The 17,784-nt window shown below is 70.4% G+C and carries 16 protein-coding genes and 1 pseudogene; 7 read left to right on the top strand and 10 right to left on the bottom strand.

The genetic code is table 11. The features are described 5' to 3' along the window. Positions 1–213: pseudogene (locus E3T48_RS17020) on the top strand (hypothetical protein); the annotation flags it as partial. Between the two features lie 236 nt (positions 214–449). Here the strand turns inward: E3T48_RS17020 and speB are convergent. The 3 genes from speB to E3T48_RS15035 form a co-directional block, all read right to left on the bottom strand. Beyond that, the gene (gene speB, locus E3T48_RS15025; protein ID WP_134524841.1) at positions 450–1,400 is read right to left on the bottom strand and encodes an agmatinase; all 951 of its coding nucleotides are present in this window, start codon (positions 1,398–1,400) and stop codon (positions 450–452) included. A 127-nt stretch (positions 1,401–1,527) separates the two neighbouring features. Next, positions 1,528–3,750 carry a RecQ family ATP-dependent DNA helicase gene (locus E3T48_RS15030; RefSeq protein WP_134524842.1) on the bottom strand — a complete coding sequence of 741 codons (2,223 nt, stop codon included), beginning with the start codon at positions 3,748–3,750 and terminating at the stop codon, positions 1,528–1,530. A gap of 251 nt (positions 3,751–4,001) precedes the next feature. Next, entirely contained in the window at positions 4,002–4,481 is a 480-nt protein-coding gene (locus E3T48_RS15035; protein ID WP_134524843.1) for a PPOX class F420-dependent oxidoreductase, read from the bottom strand. Positions 4,482–4,557: 76 nt separating this feature from the next. Between E3T48_RS15035 and E3T48_RS15040 the strand changes: the two genes are divergently transcribed. Continuing rightward, the gene (locus tag E3T48_RS15040; protein WP_134524844.1) at positions 4,558–5,298 is read left to right on the top strand and encodes a hypothetical protein; all 741 of its coding nucleotides are present in this window, start codon (positions 4,558–4,560) and stop codon (positions 5,296–5,298) included. A gap of 59 nt (positions 5,299–5,357) precedes the next feature. On the opposite strand, the gene E3T48_RS15045 is transcribed toward E3T48_RS15040, so the two are convergent. After that, complete coding sequence (locus E3T48_RS15045) at positions 5,358–6,155, bottom strand: carbonic anhydrase (protein WP_166789760.1); 798 nt, start codon at positions 6,153–6,155, stop codon at positions 5,358–5,360. Between the two features lie 151 nt (positions 6,156–6,306). Between E3T48_RS15045 and E3T48_RS15050 the strand changes: the two genes are divergently transcribed. The 4 genes from E3T48_RS15050 (at position 6,307) to E3T48_RS15065 (ending at position 10,654) form a co-directional block, all read left to right on the top strand. After that, positions 6,307–7,677 (top strand): M18 family aminopeptidase, encoded by a 1,371-nt coding sequence (locus tag E3T48_RS15050; protein ID WP_134524846.1) that lies wholly within the window; start codon positions 6,307–6,309, stop codon positions 7,675–7,677. Between the two features lie 239 nt (positions 7,678–7,916). Further along, a complete protein-coding gene (locus E3T48_RS15055; RefSeq protein WP_134524847.1) occupies positions 7,917–8,861 on the top strand; it encodes an NAD-dependent epimerase/dehydratase family protein in 945 nt (314 codons plus the stop codon). Positions 8,862–8,863: 2 nt separating this feature from the next. Further along, entirely contained in the window at positions 8,864–9,523 is a 660-nt protein-coding gene (locus E3T48_RS15060; protein ID WP_241986852.1) for a MerR family transcriptional regulator, read from the top strand. 84 nt (positions 9,524–9,607) lie between these two features. Next, positions 9,608–10,654, top strand: a complete 1,047-nt coding sequence (locus tag E3T48_RS15065; protein WP_174844187.1) for a hypothetical protein — start codon at positions 9,608–9,610, stop codon at positions 10,652–10,654. Between the two features lie 49 nt (positions 10,655–10,703). Here E3T48_RS15065 and E3T48_RS15070 read toward each other — a convergent pair whose 3' ends face one another. From E3T48_RS15070 to E3T48_RS15085, 4 genes are all read right to left on the bottom strand, one after another. Then, positions 10,704–11,573 carry a PhzF family phenazine biosynthesis protein gene (locus tag E3T48_RS15070; protein ID WP_338145248.1) on the bottom strand — a complete coding sequence of 290 codons (870 nt, stop codon included), beginning with the start codon at positions 11,571–11,573 and terminating at the stop codon, positions 10,704–10,706. A gap of 369 nt (positions 11,574–11,942) precedes the next feature. Then, positions 11,943–12,152, bottom strand: a complete 210-nt coding sequence (locus E3T48_RS15075) for a PadR family transcriptional regulator (RefSeq protein ID WP_134524874.1) — start codon at positions 12,150–12,152, stop codon at positions 11,943–11,945. Between the two features lie 119 nt (positions 12,153–12,271). Beyond that, positions 12,272–12,799 carry a hypothetical protein gene (locus E3T48_RS15080; protein ID WP_134524848.1) on the bottom strand — a complete coding sequence of 176 codons (528 nt, stop codon included), beginning with the start codon at positions 12,797–12,799 and terminating at the stop codon, positions 12,272–12,274. A gap of 267 nt (positions 12,800–13,066) precedes the next feature. Then, positions 13,067–13,963 (bottom strand): oxygenase MpaB family protein, encoded by an 897-nt coding sequence (locus tag E3T48_RS15085; RefSeq protein ID WP_134524849.1) that lies wholly within the window; start codon positions 13,961–13,963, stop codon positions 13,067–13,069. 117 nt (positions 13,964–14,080) lie between these two features. Between E3T48_RS15085 and E3T48_RS15090 the strand changes: the two genes are divergently transcribed. Next, positions 14,081–15,544: a cryptochrome/photolyase family protein gene (locus E3T48_RS15090; RefSeq protein WP_134524850.1), complete on the top strand. Its 1,464-nt coding sequence runs from the start codon at positions 14,081–14,083 to the stop codon at positions 15,542–15,544. Between the two features lie 68 nt (positions 15,545–15,612). Here the strand turns inward: E3T48_RS15090 and E3T48_RS15095 are convergent, their stop codons facing one another. Together E3T48_RS15095 and E3T48_RS15100 are read right to left on the bottom strand one after the other, a co-directional pair. After that, the gene (locus E3T48_RS15095) at positions 15,613–15,876 is read right to left on the bottom strand and encodes a type II toxin-antitoxin system Phd/YefM family antitoxin (protein ID WP_134524851.1); all 264 of its coding nucleotides are present in this window, start codon (positions 15,874–15,876) and stop codon (positions 15,613–15,615) included. Positions 15,877–16,093: 217 nt separating this feature from the next. After that, a complete protein-coding gene (locus tag E3T48_RS15100) occupies positions 16,094–17,749 on the bottom strand; it encodes a PucR family transcriptional regulator (RefSeq protein WP_166789761.1) in 1,656 nt (551 codons plus the stop codon). Positions 17,750–17,784 lie beyond the last annotated feature (35 nt).

Genomic DNA, 17,784 nt, shown 5'->3' on the forward strand with positions numbered 1-17,784 from the left:
GGCGACACCGATGCGGTGGCCGGGGCCGCCGGTGCGCTCCTGGCCGCGCGCTGGGGACTCGCGGCCGTGCCGGAATCCTGGCGGCGCCTGGTCCACGGCTGGCCGGGGCTCGGCGGGCCCGACCTGGTGAGCCTGGCCGTGCTCGGCTCCCACGGCCGCCGGCACGGGGAGGACGTCGAGCCGCTGCCGTTCCGGCTGCACGTGGTCCGTTAACCTCCCGCCCCGGTGCTCGACCACCGGTGATCGAGCTCGTCCCCGGTGATCGAGCTCGACCGCCGGTGATTGAGCTCGTCCGCCGGTGATTGAGCTTGTCGAAATCACGGTCTCGACAGGCTCGACCGCCGGTGATTGAGCTCGACCGCCGGTGATTGAGCTCGTCGAAATCACGGTCTCGACAGGCTCGACCACCGGTGATTGAGCTCGACCACCGGTGATTGAGCTTGTCGAAATCACGCAGACGGCGTCATCGCGGAGATGATCTCGTAGGCAACGTGGGAGGCCGCGACGGCGGTGATCTGGGCGTGGTCGTAGGCGGGGGCGACCTCGACGACGTCGGCGCCGACCAGATTCACGGCGCGCAGGGCGCGGATCATCGCGAGCAGTTCCCGGCTGGTCATGCCGCCGGCCTCCGGAGTGCCCGTGCCGGGCGCGTGCGCCGGGTCGAGCACGTCGATGTCGATCGACAGGTAGACGGGACGGTCGCCGAGGCGGGCCAGCATCCGTTCGATCGCGCGGGGGAGCCCCTCGGTCTCCAACTCGTGGCTGGCGATGATGGCGAAGCCGAGACGTTCGTCATCGCGGAGGTCGTCGCGCGAGTAGAGCGGCCCGCGGATGCCGACGTGCAGGCTCGCGGTGAGGTCGATCAGGCCCTCTTCGGACGCCCGGCGGAACGGGGTGCCGTGGGTGACCGGGGCGCCGAAGTAGGTGTCCCAGGTGTCGAGGTGCGCGTCGAAGTGCAGCACCGCGACCGGGCCGTGCCGCTCGGCCACGACCCGCAGCAGCGGGAGGGCGATGGTGTGGTCGCCGCCGATCACGACGAGGCGCTTGCCGTCGGCGGAGAGCTCGGCCGCGGCGGCCTGGATCTGGGCGACCGCCTCGGTGAGGCTGAACGGGTTGGCGGCGATGTCGCCGGCGTCGACGACCTGCTGGCTGGTGAACGGCTCAACGTCCTGCACCGGGTTGTACGGGCGGAGCAGGCGGGAGGCCTCCCGCACGTGGGCCGGGCCGAACCGGGCGCCCGGCCGGTAGCTGACGCCCGAGTCGAAGGGCACGCCGACCACGGCGATGTCGGCGCGCTTGACGTCTTCGAGCCGGGGGAGCCGGGCGAAGGTGGCGATCCCCGCGTAGCGCGGGACGAGACTGGCGTCGACCGGACCGATGGGAGAGTCTCCAGTGACCATGGGGGTTCCTTGCTTCTGAGTCGAACGGTGGCACTCTGACGCAATTAAAAGTGTCTCAGAGGCAATATTGGTGTGGATCGAGTCTGCGGGCAGGCCCGGCCGTTGTCAAGGTCGTGCCGGGGCCGTGTCAGGAACGAAGCGCCAGCGCGAACGGTAGCACCGCGGCCACGCCCTGGCGGCGGAGCAGGCGACCGGCCACCGTGAGGGTCCAGCGGCTGTCGGCGAGGTCGTCGACGAGCAGAACGGGCCGCCCGGCGAAGGGGGCCAGCGCCTCGGCGAGTGCCGGCCCGACCGCGAACCTGTCCCAGACGGACGACAGCCGGTAGGCGCTGTTGCCGCCGGGGGTGCCGACCGGGCCGCCGCCGACGAGGTCAAGCGAACCGAGCCAGGGCAGGCGACCGGCCTCGGCGAGCGCCCGCGCGACCGAGTCGACCAGCAGCGGATGCCGCCGCGACGGGACGCTGACCACCGCGGCCGGGCGTTCGTCCCAGCCCCAGTCGGCCAGCACACGGAAACACGCGGCCATCATGGTCGCACTCGCGGGGGCATCCGGGGCGTCGATCGCGAACAGGTCGCGCAGCGGGCCACCCCAGCCGAGGTCGGTCAGCCGGGCGAGGGCGCGGCCGGCCCCGAGGCGTTCGCCCACGGGGATGTTGCCGCGCACGTCGACGCCGAGGCTCGCCACCCCGATGGGCCACTGGGCCCGGGGCTCGAGGGCGACGCCGACCCGGTCGAGCGACGCGGCGGCCGCTGCCGCGGCTTCTTCGGCGACACCCGACGGGTACCAGGCCGCGGTGCAGTTGTCGCAGCGGCCGCAGGCCACGGCGGTGTCGTCGTCGAGGGCGCGCTGCAGGAACTCCATCCGGCAACCGCTGGTGCGTTCGTACTCGATCATCGCCTGCTGCTCGCTCAGCCGGGCCGCCGCGATGCGCTCATACCGGTCCTCGTCGTAGGCCCAGGGCTGCCCGGTCGCGACCCAGCCGCCCGTGACCCGGTGCACGGCGCCGTCGACGTCGAGCACCTTGAGCAGCAGCTCCAGCGGGGAACGTTTGAGGTCGACCCGTGCCTCCAGGGCCGGCGTGGAGAGCGGGGTGCCGCCGTGGGCGGCCAGCGCGCCGAGCACCGCCTCCGCCTTGTGCCGGCTCGGCATCGACGCGGTGGCGAAGTACTGCCAGATGGCCTCGTCCTCGACCCCCGGCAGCAGGAGCACGTCGGCGTTCGCGGTGGCACGGCCCGCACGGCCGACCTGCTGGTAGTAGGCCACCGGGGAACTGGGCGCGCCGAGATGCAGCACGAAGCCGAGGTCGGGCTTGTCGAAGCCCATCCCGAGGGCGCTGGTGGCGACGAGGGCCTTCACCTCGTTGCGCTTGAGCATGCCTTCGGATTCCTCCCGCTCGGCCGTGTCGGTCTGCCCGGTGTATGCCCGCACCGGATGCCCGGCCTCCCGCAACATCCGGGCGGTGTCCTCGGCCGCGGAGACGGTGAGCGTGTAGATGATGCCGCTGCCGGGCAGCTCGTCCAGGTGGCTGAGCAGCCAGGCCAGCCGGGCGCGGGAGTCGGGGAGCCGGAGCACGCCGAGCCGCAGGGAGGCCCGGGCGAGCGGGCCGCGGATGGTGACGACCTCCGTGCCCCCGGTGGTCGAGCCTCCGGTGGTCGAGCCTGTCGAGACCCCGCCTCCGGTGGTCGAGCCTCCGGTGGTCGAGCCTGTCGAGACCCCGCCTCCGGTGGTCGAGCCTGTCGAGACCCCGACCTGCTCCGCGACATCCGTCACGACCCTGCTGTTCGCAGTCGCGGTGGTGGCCAGCACCGGAACGCCCGCCGGCATCTCGGCGATCAGGTCGCGCAGGCGTCGATAGTCCGGGCGGAAGTCGTGCCCCCAGTCGGAGATGCAATGCGCCTCATCGACCACGAGCAGCCCGACCCGGGCGATCAGCGTGGGGAGTTGCTCGTCGCGGAAGGACGGGTTGTTCAACCGTTCGGGCGACACCAGCAGCACGTCGACCTCGTCGTCCCGGAGCTTCTGCAGCACCTCGGCCCACTCGTGGGCGTTGGAGGAGTTGATCGACACCGCGCGCACGCCGGCGCGGGCGGCCGCGGCCACCTGGTCGCGCATCAGGGCGAGCAGGGGTGAGACCAGGATGGTCGGGCCCGCGCCCTGTCGGCGCAGCAGCAACGTCGCCACGAAGTAGACGGCCGACTTTCCCCAACCGGTGCGCTGCACCACGAGCGCGCGTTTGCGCGCGTCGACCAGGGTCGCGATCGCCTCGAACTGTCCCTCGTGGAAGGCGGCGTCGTCGCGCCCGACCAGGGTGCGCAGGATCTCGAGGGCGTCGGCGCGGGTGTCGGTCATCGGCCCAGCCTTGCAGACGCGGGTGACAGTGCGCCCCAAAACGCGCGTGCCGTTCGGGTGCCGCGGGGTGAGTTCCGAGCCGTATGCGTGGTGAGGACCCGTCGTGGCGCACCTTCGGGAAGCGGGCGCACGATAGAACCTGCGCCGCGTTCCGCAAGGTGCGCCGCGAGGCCGCGATGCCGCGATGCCGCGAGGCCGCGATGCCGCGAGGCCGCGATGCCGCGAGGCCGCGGAACGCGCGGGCGAGCCCGTTAGAGCGCGTCGAGGCGGGCGGCCACGTCGGCCGGGAAGCCACCGGTGCCGATCGGGCTCCACCTGGTGGGCGTGATCCGGATCAGCGACTTGTCCTGCAGCGCCATCGCCGCGCGGTACTCCGCCCAGTCCGAGTGCTCGCCGGCGATGCAACGGAAGTACTCGACCAGACCGTCGGCCGCCTCAGGCATGTGCCGCACCTCGGCGTCACCGTCGACCTGGATCCAGCCGCCGTCCCAGTCATCCGAAAGCACGAGAACGGATGCCCGCACGTCCCGTTCGGCGTTGCGGGTCTTGGCCCTGGCCGGGTACGAGGAGATCACGATCCTCCCGGCCGGGTCGACCCCGCCGGACACGGGCGAGATCTGCGGGCGGCCGTCGGCGCGCGTTGTGGCCAGCAGCATCCGGTGCCGGGGCCGCACGAAATCGAGCATGCCGTCCAGGTCGACGACGGTGGTGGTTGCGATGCTTCTGGCCATGCACCAAGGCTACGGGAGGAACCGGTGCGCCGGGGCGTCGCCCCTCCCCTCGGCCGAGCGTCGCTAGGCTCGCAGCGTGAAGGTGATTCAGGAAATCGAGACCCGGATGCACCCGGATGCCATCGCCGGTTTCCGGCTGGTGGTCGCCGAGGCCCGCGTCACCGACTCGATCCTCCTCCCCGAGCGGGCGATGACGCGGATGCTCGGCCAGGTGCAGTGGATCCTCCGCCGGGTGGGGGCCGACGGCATCCGCCTCACCCGGGCCGGCCATCTGCCGCCCGCCGTCGTGGCCGCCGCGTCGGCCGAACTCGACTGGGACTGGTCGCCCGGGGTGAACCGGGAGTCCAACCTGCTCCCGCTGGCCGAGTTGCGGGGGCACCTGCGGGCGGTCGGACTGCTTCGGGTCAGCAAGGGCGTGCTACTGCTGACGAGCCGTGGCCGGGCGCTCGCCGAGGCACCGCGGGAGCTGTGGTGGCATCTCGCGCGCACCATCCACGTCAGCCGGAACCCGGCCGAAAGCGACGCGATCAACCTGCTGCTCGTGCTCATCGCCCGGCGCGGCTTCGACGAGGCGGAACTGTTCACCCAGATGCTCGCCCTCGGCCTGGAGACCCTGGGCTGGGTGGCCCCCGACGGCGCCCAGCTGTCCAGCCATGTGGCGATGGCCCTGGTCGCGCCCAAGTGGCGGCTGCTCAACCAGCTCGGCGTATTCGCCCGCACCCCGAACGACTACACGCACTGGACGATCACCCCGGGCGGTGCCGCGTTCGCGCGCGCCACCCTGCAGACGAACGTCGAGTCCCGGGACAACGACTAGGCAGCACGAGACATGCGTCCAGCCTGCCAGAATCGTCAGCCAGCCTTAGGAGGCGCGCGCTAGTCCTCGACGTCGAGGTCCGCGGTTCCCCCGACAACGACCCGGTCCCCGAGCGGCTGCGTCGGCCGCGCATTGTGACTATGTGCGCCTTCGAGCGTGCCGATCTGCTCCGCCGACATCGAGATCGGCGTGCTCATCACGACCCACTGCACGTCCTCGGTGCACGGCGGCGTGGTCAGGCTGCCCGAGTACTCGTAGTTCTCCAGCGACGGCGGCAGCACAGCCGAGACATCCATCGTCACGTCCTCCTCGTCAGCCACATGCGTGGCCGCCTCAATGAACGGCATCAGGGCGTCGGATGCCTGCCCCTCGGTCACGAGGATGCCGAGCACCAGCAGCCTGCCGTCCGCATCCGCGTGCACCAGGTGCAGCTCGGCCGCCGCCGGCTGGCCGTTCACGGTGTGCTCCGACGGCACGTGGGCGTGCATCTGCTGCAGGCTGTACTCATCGCCGGCGAAGGTCAGGGTCTCGCCCTCGCCGTCGGATTCGAACTCCACCGCGTGGCCGGTGTCGAACACATCGCCGTCCGCGTCCTCCGCGCTCAGCCGGATGCTGGTGCTCGGCGCGGGCACGGTCGCGGGCAGGTCGATCGGGGACTGGTCGGTGCCCACCGCGCAGGTCTCGAAGCTGGAGTCCAGCTCCGCCCACGATGCCGGGCCGCTCGCGCCGTCGTACGACCAGTGCACCGGCTCCGCCACCGGTGTCACGCTCGGCTCCGGCGTGGGCTGGGCGCAGCCGACAAGGGTGACGGCGGCCACCGTGAGAGCTGAGGTGATGAGCCAGGATCGTGCGGACATGGGAACTCCTAGAACTGCATAGAAAGACGCCACACCGAACATGTGGCGTGACCGCCCTCGTGAGAGGGCCGCCTTCCCGAATTATCCTCTCGAGGCGCCTGGCCTACTGCCGCTGGCGGAGGCCCTTCGGTCCTGGTGGTTGGATTGACCCATGACCTACACAGCGCCCAGGGGCACCGCGGCCTCGACCACAGCGTACATCGACGACTTCGCCCGGTTCATCGCGGCGTCCCCGTCGTCCTACCACGCTGCGGCGGAGGCGGCCCGGCGCCTGGATGAGGGCGGTTTCACCCGGCTGAGCGAGTCGGACGAGTGGCCGGCGGCGCCCGGCCGGCGCTATGTCGTGCGCGACGGCGCCGTGATTGCCTGGGTTCAGCCGGACGGCGCGGGGCCGACGACGCCGTTCCGGATCCTCGGCGCCCACACCGACTCGCCCGGTTTCAAGCTCAAGCCCAAGCCCACCATCGGTTCTCACGGCTGGTTGCAGGCGGGCGTCGAGGTCTACGGCGGCCCGCTGCTGAACTCCTGGCTCGACCGTGAGCTGGAGTTCGCCGGCCGGCTCGTCACCCGTGACGGCACCGAGCATCTCGTGCGCACCGGCCCGTTCCTGCGGATCCCGCAGCTTGCGATCCACCTCGACCGGGACGCGAACACCGGCCTCACCCTCGACCGCCAGCGTCACCTGACCCCCGTCTTCGGCGTCGGCGACCTCGCTCAGGCCGACCTGATCGGGCATCTGGCCGGCCTGGCCGGGCTGGCGGGGGCGGATGTCGCCGGTTACGACCTGCTGACGGCCGACAGCCAGGCGCCGGCCCGGTTCGGCCTGGACGACGCTCTGTTCGCCGCCGGGCGGATGGACAACCTGTCCTCGGTGCACGCCGGCCTCGTCGCCCTCCTGGCGGCCGGCGGCTCCGGGCAGATCGCCGGGCAGATCGGCGGGCAGGTCGGCTCCGGGCAGGTCGGCTCCGTGCAGATCAGCGTGCTGGCCGCGTTCGACCACGAGGAACTCGGTTCCGAGACCCGTTCGGGCGCGAGCGGACCGCTGCTGGGCGACATCCTGACCCGGATCGGGGCCGGGCTCGGGGCATCCGTCAGCCAGCGCCTGCGGGCCTACGCCGACTCGTGGTGCGTCTCGGCCGACGCGGGCCACTCCGTGCACCCGAACTACCCGGAGAGGCACGACCCGGCGAACACCCCCCTCGCCGGGAGCGGGCCGCTGCTCAAGATCAACGCGACCCAGCGCTACGCCACGGATGCCGCGGGCGCGGCGCTTTGGGCCCGCAGCTGTGCCGCGGCCGGGGTGGAATACCAGGAGTTCGTGTCGAACAACACCGTGCCGTGCGGCTCCACGATCGGCCCGCTGACGGCGACCCGGCTCGGCATCCGCACCGTGGACGTCGGAATCCCGTTGCTCTCCATGCACTCGGCCCGGGAACTGTGCCACGTGAACGACCCGATCGCCCTCGCCCGGGCAATCGGCGCCTTCTTCGCCCCCACCGCTCCAGCCGCCGCCTCTTTATAGGCCCGTCTATAGGCCCGTCCGGCCGCGATCCGGTGGCCAATTCAGGAAATGTGCGGGCCAATCCCGGTCAGGGGCCAAATCCTGGCCGGAATCCGGCGGATTTCCTGAATTGGCCACGCGACAGCGCGGACGGACTGCCGATCCCTCCTATCCGATAGTAGAACTATCTGATACTGTCGATATCAGAAAGTTTCACTATCGGTAGGGCGGCACTCGTGTCGTCCGCGGAGGAGAATCCCATGGCAATCCAACTCGTCGTCGGCGCCGGCTTCATCGGGGACGCCCTTGCCCGCGCACTCGTCGCGCGCGGCGACACGGTCCGGCTCGCAACTCGCTCCGGTACGATCGTGCCCGGTGTGACGGCGCTCACGGTCGACGCGTCCGACCCGGATGCCCTGGCCGCCGCCGCCGCGGGCGTCGCCACGATCTTCCTCGCGACCGGTCCTCGCCAGTACCACCGCTGGCCCGAACTGTGGCCGCCGATGTACCGCGCCGCGATCGAAGCGGCACACCGGTCCTCGGCCCGGCTGGTGCTGATGGGCAACCTCTACGGCTACGGGGAGGGCAGTGCGATGCCGATGTCCGAAACGATGCCGCAGCATCCGACCGAGCCGAAGGGGCGGGTGCGCGCCGAGGGCTGGGCGCTCGCCCTCGCCGCCCAGGCACAGGGCGAGATCGAGGTGGTCGAGGTGCGCGCGAGCGACTACTTCGGACCGGGCGCCGGTAAGAGTTCTCAGCTCGGCTCGGCCTTCTTCGGGCCGCTGCTCGCAGGCAAGACCGCCCGGATCTTTGGCAGCGCAACCGAACCGCACAGCTGGTGCTACCTGCCGGACATCGTCGCCACCCTCATCGCGGCCGCGGACTACCGCGGGCCGTGGGGCTGGGTCTGGCACGTGCCGGCGGCGGAGCCGCTCTCCCGCGCCGAGCTCGCCGAACGGGTGAACCGGCTCACGGGTGAAAAGGGGAGTGTCACGGCGCTGAGTCCGGCGTTCTTAGGTCTGCTCGGTTTCTTCGTTCCGTTCATCCGGGCGGCCAACGACTCGGTCTACCAGTTCGACCAGCCGTTCATCGTCGACTCCGCCGAGACCGGGCGCCTGCTCGGCGTGCAAGCCACGCCCTGGGAGCGCTCGCTGCCCGCCGTGATCGACGGCTATCGGGCGAAGGCCGCGCAGGAAGTGTCCTGACCATGGCGATGATTGAACGCGATACGGCCGCATGGAAGATGGCCGAACTCAGCTCCCGGAGCGGCGTACCGGTCGCGACGATCAAGTTCTACCAGCGGGAGAATCTGCTGCCGCCAGGAGAACGCACGGGCCCGAATCAGGCGTTGTACGGTGACGCGCACCTCGACCGCATCCGTCTTATCCGTGCCCTGATCGAGGTCGGCGGCCTCAGCGTCGCCGCCGCCCGGCAGGTAGTCGAGGCCATCGACTCCGAGCGTCCACTACAGGAGACCTTCGAGATCGCCCAGCACTCGGTGTCTGAGCCGATCGACCCCGAGACCGTGACCACGGATGCCCTCACTCACGTCGACACCCTGATGACGGGATGGCACGTTTCGGCCGACAACCCCGGTCGCCTCGCCGCGGCCCGGGTCTTCGACACCTTCACGGGAATCGGCCAGGTCGACGCCGCCGGCTGGTTCCGGCGCTACGCCGCCGCCGCCCTGCTCGCGGCCGAGGCCGACATCGACGAACTCGACGCCCGCGTCGAGCGGGCGGCCAAGGCGGAAATCGTCGTTGTGGGCACGGTGCTCGGCGACACCCTGTTCTCCGGCCTGCGCCGGGCCGCCCAGGAGCACGTGTCCTCGCTCCGGTACGCGGCCCCGCCCGAGTCTGAACTGTAAAAACACACCGCACGCCCCAAAATCGTCTCACGAACCCGTCCCACGAACCCGTCCCAGCGAAACAACTAGGTCTGAGGAGTGACCATGTCCCGTCCGTCGTCCCCGTCGTCCCCGCCGAGCCCCGTGCCGGCCGGCATCCTTCCCGTGCCTGCTGACCCGGCTCAGCGTTTACGCCGGGCGATCCTCGATCCGCTCGTCTGGCATCGTCCCCTGCTCTGGATGTCCCTGGCCATGGCGGGCCTTGTCGTCGTCTGCCTGATCGGCCTCCTCGTCGATCCGCGCACCCTCGCCGGCGCCCCGATCTGGGCCAAGCCGCTCAAATTCTCGATCAGCGTGCTGATATATTCGATCACTCTGGCATGGCTGCTTCCGCTTCTCCGCCGGCGTCGCCTTGCCTGGTGGATCGGCACTGCGGCGATGGCGGGGCTGGCCGTCGAGATGATGATCATCGTCGGCGCCGCGTGGGTCGGTGTGACCAGTCACTTCAACGTCTCGACCCCGCTCGCATCGGGCCTGTGGTCGGTGATGGCGTCCGCGATCGTCGTGGTCTGGCTGGCCACCCTGATCCTCGCGTTCCTGCTCTTCCGGGCCGATCTCGGTGACCCGGCCAGGTCCCTCGCCATTCGGGCCGGCGCGCTCATCGCCGTGGTCGGAATGGGCCTGGCCTTCCTGATGACCGCACCGACCGCGGCCCAGCTCGACAGCTTTCAGGGCATCGCCGGAGCACACACCGTCGGAATCGCGGACGGCGGACCTGGCCTGCCCCTGCTGGGCTGGAGCACCGTGGCCGGCGATCTGCGCATCCCGCACTTCGTCGGCATGCACGCCCTTCAGGTGATCCCGCTGATCGCACTGCTGATCGAGGTCCTGGCCCGGCGGGTCGGACTGCTGCGCGACGCCAGGGTGAGACTCGGTCTGGTCTGGATCGTGGCCTTGGCCTACCTCGGCATCCTCGCCCTGCTCACCGGTCAGGCCATCGCCGGCCAGTCGATCGTGCGACCGGATGCCGTCGTCGCCGGGATCGCGGCCGCGCTCCTGTCCCTGGCCTCCCTCGCCGCCGCCGGAGTCTTCCGGAATGGTCGTCGGCGAGCGCAGATGTCGCCGACTTTGTCGGGCCCAGGGTCGGCCTGACCGGTGCGCGGCCGGGTCAGTCCGATCGCGCCCGCCCGTGCCCGCCGGGTCAGGCGATCTCGGTTGCGGTCCCGCTCACGACAATGCCCCCGGTGACCGGAATCTCCACTCTAAGCAGGCTCGGCCGGCCGACGTGCGCGCCCTGACGCACGTCCACTTGAGTGGGCACGGCCACGGACCCGGTGGCGCGCAGATAGCCGCCGAGCGACGCGGCCGCCGAGCCCGTGGCCGGGTCCTCGGTGACGGTGCCGACCGGAAACAGGTTGCGGGCCTCGAAAACGGTGGGCGTGATGGCGTGCAGCACAGACACGGTACCGCGCCAGCCCTGGGCGTCCATCAGGGTGCGGATGCCGCCCGGATCGAATGCGAATCCGTCGAACGTGGCCCGGTCGCGCAGCACCAGAATGGGGTGCCAGTTTCCGGCGTACGCCGACAGCAGCGGATACCGCGCATCCCGATCGCTCGGGGCGAGCCCGAGTAGGGAGAACAGGGCGTCCTCGGCAGCCGACTCCAGTGCGGCCATCCTCGGCTCGACGCTGGTGAACGACGCGGTGATGCCGCCGTCGACAACGCGAGTCTTGATCACGATCGGACCGACCGGGGTCTCGAATTCGAATGCGCCGCTTCCTTCGCGCACGGCAAGGGCGACCGCGGTGGCGATGGTCGCATGTCCGCAGAACGGGACCTCCGCATCCGGGGAGAAGAAGCGGATGCTCAGGTGGCGCGCGTTCCCGGAAATGTTCCGTTCGGTGACGAACGCGGTTTCGGAATAGCCGACGTCGGCCGCGATGCGCTGCATCTCGGGGGCCGACAGTGCGCCCGCGTGCAACACAATCCCTGCCGGATTGCCGCCCCCGGGCGTGGCAGCGAAGGCGGCGTAACGCAGAACGGATGGCGGCATCGCGTTGTCAGGTCTCACAGCACGACCTTGCTTCACCGGGACGGGTTAAGTCAATCGTCGCGGAAGGAGCCGGGCACGCGGCATCCGCTTCATCGGAGAGTCAAGACCCTCCCGACGCGTGCGGACCGCGACCGCTTGCACCCGGTCATCTGGGCTGCGACGCGGCGTGACGGACGAGCAGCCGCCAAGGCTTTGCGGCAAGCCGCTGCGATGGCGCCGTCGAGCCAGCTCAGCCCCGCGAGAAATTCGGCGAACACACAGAAAGCCGCGAGACAGAGGCCAAGCGTCAAACCGACGGTCCAACGCGGGCGGCTGGGGTTCGGGACGTTCGCTGCCCACGCCATGTCGCGGGGGTGGTGCCGCTGATTCGGGCGCGGTCGAGAATGTTCAAGAGCAACTCCTTGTCTTCAGGATGTAGTCGACGTTGGTAGTGAGCGTGGTCCAGGCCTTCAGGGCGCGAAATGCTTCAGCCTGGCCGACGGCTGTGAGGAGGTAGTACTTGCGTGCCGGTCCCGAGGTCGAGCGCACCAGGCGCGAAGCCAGCAACCCGGACGACTCCAGACGGGTAAGCGCGGGATAGACGCTGCCCTCCGTCAGTTGCGCGAACCTTCTCCGCCTCGACGTCGCGGTTCTTTGAAGGGGCCATGCTCACCAGGCTCGCCGCGATTTCCGACCCCGACGGACACCATCACTCTCATCGGCGACTTACGTGTCACTCACTGATCCAGCGTCGCCGGGCGCTCAGGCGACGTGCGGGGAAGAGCGGTGTAGCTGAAGGAGCCGATTGCGTCGATGACCAGGACTACAGTCCAGATCCGGGCAGTCGCAAGGAACTGTGCAGTGCGCGAGGGCTCACCGATCCACCAAACGGCCAGCATCATAGGGCCCACGCCCAGGCCCCAGGCCAGCAGATGGTGATACCAGCCGCGTCGTTCGTAGATCGCCCGTGACTGGCCGAATCGAGGTTTCGGAGTCGGGACGGGTCCGTTGGCGAACCGATGGGCGAAGCGAGCGTCGGCCCAGGTGATGATCCGATGTCCGAAACCGACCGATACGCCCAGATAAATGGCGGCGAGTGAATGCGCCACCGTTGCGACTCCTCCGGCGCGGAGATCGAGGATGCTGGCAACCAGCAGGATCAGGTCGACGAGGGGGACGGCCACCAGCAGGCCGGTGCTGAGCAGCTGCCTTCGCAGGACATAGCGCGCTGTCAGCCCGCTGAGAAGGAAGACCCAGAAGAGCACCTCGCAGGCCTCCTATGCAATTTCAGATCCGAACCCCGGTGTGCACGACCCTATCGCCCGTGGTGGATACACTCAGGGATGGGCGAGCCGGAGTGGTCCGTGCCCGAGATCGAGATCCCTCAGTCCTTTCGGGAGATGCCACGCTGGTGAACTGACGGGACGACCTGGCTCGATTCTCTCCCTGATCGCCTTGCCGCCGGCTGCGTGGCCTGGCAGCTACTCCCGGATGGCCGGGCTCTCCACGGGTCCACTGCGATCGCCTTGCTCCTAGGCCGCTGCGGCGAGCCGGGCGAGCCGGGCCCGGGCGGCATCCTCTGAGGTCGAGGACCGGCCGAGGAGAAAACGCACCAGGCCGAGCACGGCGCCGGTGGCCCAGACGACCGGGAGCAGGGAGCGACGCACGCCGAGCAGGTCCCGGTATTCGCGGGGGATCGAGGCCACCGCGCCGGCGAACATGACCCGGTAGAAGGGCATCATCGCCGGGCGGAGCGGCGGGTTGCGGATGAAGCGCACCGCCTCGGCGACGCGCTCGTCGCTCTTGAGGGTGCCGGCATCCCGGAACGCATCCAGCTGTTGCTGCAGCTCCAGGCGCGACCGGGGCGGGTTCTGCACCCCGACGAGCTCGCCCGCCTTGGCCCACTCGCGCACGTAGCCGTCGGCCCCGCCCGGGATCGCGCCGCCCCAGATGGTGTGCGACTGGAGGAACGCGTCGGTGAACACGATGTGCACCCAGGCCAGCAGATCGGGGTCCCCGGCGGCGTAGGGGCGCTCGATGCCCTGGGCGTCGCGGTAGGTTCCGGTGACCCGGTCGTGGAAGCGGCCGACCCGGGAGGACTCGAGTTCGGCCAGCGCGGTGTCGCCGAAGGTGACCGTGACCAGCCACTGAATGGTTCCCGAGAGCCGGCCGAGCGGGTCCTCCCTGTACCGGGACCAGTCGTGCACGCCGGCCATCGCACCCGGGTGCAGAGTCTGCATCAGCAGGGCACGGATGCCGGCTACCAGCGTCGCCATCCCGCCGTGCACGGCCCAGGATGCCGAGTTCGGCCCGAAGAAGCCGGCATCGTCGCCGAGTTCGATCTTCTCGACCCATCTCGGCCGGCCGTCACCGTTGCCGGAGAACGTCACCAGAAGGTGTGACCGCCAGCTGTCCACGAACCTGCCCATGGAGGAAGGCTAACCCGGGCCGGCTGGGCGTCGGCCCCGAAACCGAGGCGGCTGGGCATCGGCCGGAACCCGGGCCGGCGCGAACGCTGCGGGCCCCGCCGATCTAGGATCGGAACCATGCCGCTGTCCCGTTTTCTGTTTGCCGACCAGCTCGGCCCGCACTTCGACGACGGCGGTCCGCTGCTCATGGTGGAAGCGGTCGGCGTGCTTGGGCGGCGCCCGTACCACCGGGCCAAGGCGCACCTGATCCTCAGCGCCCTCCGTCACCGAGTCAGGGAACTGGGCGACCGGGTCGAGTATCTCCACGCCGAGCACTATCGAGACGTGCTGGCCGGGCGCGATCTCGAAGTCGTTGATCCCACTTCGTGGGGTGCGCGGGCGCTTGTGCGCGAGCTCGGCGCGCGAGTGCTGCCCAGCCGCGGCTTCGTCACGAGCGAGGAAGACTTCGCGGCCTGGGCCCAGGGTCGACCCCCGTCCCGGTTGGTCATGGACCAGTTCTACCGGCAGGTGCGCACCAGCACGGGCCTGCTGATGCGCGGCCCTGACCCTGAGGGCGGCCGCTTCAACTTCGATCACGACAACCGCCAGCCGCCGCCCAAGGGGGCGTCGGGCCTCGGCCTGCCAGATCCGTACCGCCCGGTCGAGGACGACATCGACGAAGAGGTTCGCGCCGACCTCGACCGCCTGCAGGCGGAGGGGCGCATCCGTCTGATCGGGCAGGACGGCCCCCGCCGGTTCGCGGCGACCCGAGCCGAAGCCCTGACGGCGCTCGCCGACTTCGTCGAGACCCGGCTGGGTGATTTCGGACCTTTTGAGGATGCTTCGCTGATCGGCGATGACGCCATGGCCCATTCGCGGCTGAGCGTTCCGCTCAATCTGGGGCTGCTGCATCCGCGCGAGGTGATCGATGCCGTGGTCGCCGCCTATGAAGCCGGGGGAGCCCCGCTGCAGAGCGTGGAGGCCGTGGTGCGGCAGATCATGGGCTGGCGGGACTGGGCCTGGCACCTGTACTGGCACCTCGGGGAGGACTACGTGCGGCGCAGCAACCACCTCGATGCGCAGAAGCCTCTGCCCAGGGAGTTCCTCGAACTCGACGGTCGGGACGTGCGGGCACGGTGTCTGAGCCACGTGCTCGACGAGGTCGGCCGCACCGGCTACGCACATCACATCCAGCGCCTGATGGTTCTCGGCAATTGGGCGCTGCAGCGCGGCTACCGGCCGGCCGAACTGACCGAGTGGTTCACCAACTCCTTCGTCGACGGCACTCCCTGGGTGATGCCCGCCAACGTGGTGGGGATGTCCCAGCACGCCGACGGAGGGATCGTCGCCACCAAACCCTATGCCTCCGGGGGCGCCTATATCTCGAAGATGAGCGACTACTGCGGTTCCTGCACCTTCAATCCCAGAAAGCGGCTGGGCGAGGATGCCTGCCCGTTCACGGCCGGCTACTGGGCCTTCCTCGACCGGGTGGAGCCACGCATCCGGGGCAATCACCGAATGGCGCAACCTCTCGCCGGCCTGCGCCGTCTCGTCGACCGGGATGCGGTCGTCGACCAGGAGCGCTCGCGCACGGAGTGGTGACCCTCGCGCCGCTCGAGGTGCCCCGCTGTTCGGACATTTGAGGCCCAGGACAGCGCGCCGAAAAAACCTTACGCGAACGGCACGATGCGGGCGACCGGCTTCCCTCGCCGGGTGAGCACGATCTCCTCGCCGGCGACCACCCGGTCCACCAGCACGCCGAGGTGCCATCGTGCATCGGGCACCGAAACGGTCAGAGGCAGGAGCCGGCCGGTGCCGGAGTGGAGCTGCGGATACGGGTCGTAGTCAGGATCGCGATCGACGCCGTGGTGCCCGTCGCGCGGGCCAGGGTCGGGGAGTTCGGGAAGCTGGTCGAGATCGTCCGGATAGAACATGGTCGGCTCCTCTCCATTGACGGATGCCTGCTCACGACGCTACTTCGATCGGCATCCGTTCGCTAGCCGCGCCCCGTCGTGCCGCGACCAGTCCCGAACGTGATGGCCGCGCCCGTTTCCGCACGCCGCGGCCGCGTCGGCGTGTGCGGGCTGCGGAAACGGGCGCGCCGCCGGACCCGCGGCTCAGTCCAGCTCGGTGCTCAGTCCAGCTCGGTGATCAGTCGAATTCGGCGACGCGGAGGCTGAGCCACAGGATGAGGGTGTCGTCCGGATCGCCGAGGTCGACGCCGAACAGCTCGCGGGCCCGGCGCAACCGGTACCGGAGCGTGTTCTGGTGCACCGAGAGCAGGCCGGCCGTCACGGCGGAATCCCGGGAGCAGTCCAGGTAGGTGCGCAGCGTGCGCGCGTATTCGGTACCGGTGGCGGCATCCAGTTCGAGGATGCGCGTGGCCGCGGGCGAGCCCAGCCGGGGCGTGTCCCGGAAGACCTGGGCCAACTCCAGCAGCGTCAACTGGCTGCGGGCATCCCGCGCGCTCGCGACCCGGCCGGTGCCCGGTCGGCCGGTGTCCGGACGCCCGGCAGCCAGGAGCAGCACCAGATCGGCGTCGTGACGCGACCGTGCGATGCCGCCGAGGGTTGGCACCGACGACCCGACCGAGGCGCGCACCGTGATCCCGAACGCGGACCCGGCCCGCGCAACCACCCGCTCCGCGACGGCCTCGACGCCGGCCGGTGCAGACCCGGCCTGCCCGGCGAACAGAGCGTAGACCGTGGTGCCGATGACGACGCATTCCGAGCCCGGCTGGTGTGCCTCGCACTGGATGGCGATCAGGTCGATCAGCCTGAGCAGACGGAGCTCGTCGCCCGTCGAGGCGAGCTCGGGCAGGAAGGCGAGCACCACGAACGGTCCGGCCGGGTCGAGGCCCAGCTGGGTGGCCAAGAGGCGCGAGTCGTCCCCGCCCTCGAGCAGGCGCCGCAACAGTTCGGCGCGCTGCTGGCGCGCCAGGTCAGCGGTGCTCCGGGCTCTGAGCAGGTGCAGGGCGGCCATGTCGGAGGCCCGTTCCAGCGCGCGCTCGGCATCCGTGTCGAGATCGCCGGCCGCGTCGACGACCCAGATCGATCCGAGCGGCTGGGCGCCGGCGCGAACGGCGACCGCGAGGCGGTCGAGGCCCGGCGGGAGCCCCGGCACCCGCACGGCGCCCGCCGCGCGGAACACCGACGCGTACTGGGCCGCGTTCTCCGGCAGGTCAGGCACCCGGCGGCCGAGGATCCCCTCGCGCCGATCGGCGTCGATGATCTGCCCCGGCACGGTCGAGTAGGCCAAGATGTGCGTCTGGAGGTCTTCGATCGCGGTTGCGCCTCCGATCATCGCGGCGATCGCGTTCGCCAGCGCGAACAGGTCGCCGACCGGGGTAGCCGAGAGGGAGCTGTCGGCCTCGCTCGCACTCGTCAGCGCGGAGTTGAGCAGGGCGTCCACCTGGCGCCAGTCGAGTTCGTCGTCCACCACCAGCAGGGCCATGCCCTCGGCGTCCGCCACCGCGGCGAGGGTCTCCACGCTCAGGCCGAGCGACTTCACGATGACCGCGCCGAACCCACGGCGGGCGGCGTCGCGCACGATCCGCGGCGAGTCCGCATCGGTGGGGTGCACCCCGATTCCCAGCAGGATGCCGTCGCGCGGGCCGCGCGAGACGCTCAACGGATCGAACAGGGTCGGGCTGGTCAAGGGCAACCGAAGCGCGCTCTCCCGGGAGGCCAGCCGCAGCCCCGACCCGTCGAGCACCGCCAGCAGCTCTGCCACACCGATGCCGGCCGGGGCATCCGGCGCGGCGGCACCGGCCGCAGCCGTGGCGTGGGGTGTCACGGGCGGTCGCATATCGATCACCGTAGTCGATAATTGTGCTGCACGAC

The organism is Cryobacterium fucosi, from assembly GCF_004403515.1.
Taxonomy (GTDB): Bacteria; Actinomycetota; Actinomycetes; order Actinomycetales; family Microbacteriaceae; genus Cryobacterium; species Cryobacterium fucosi.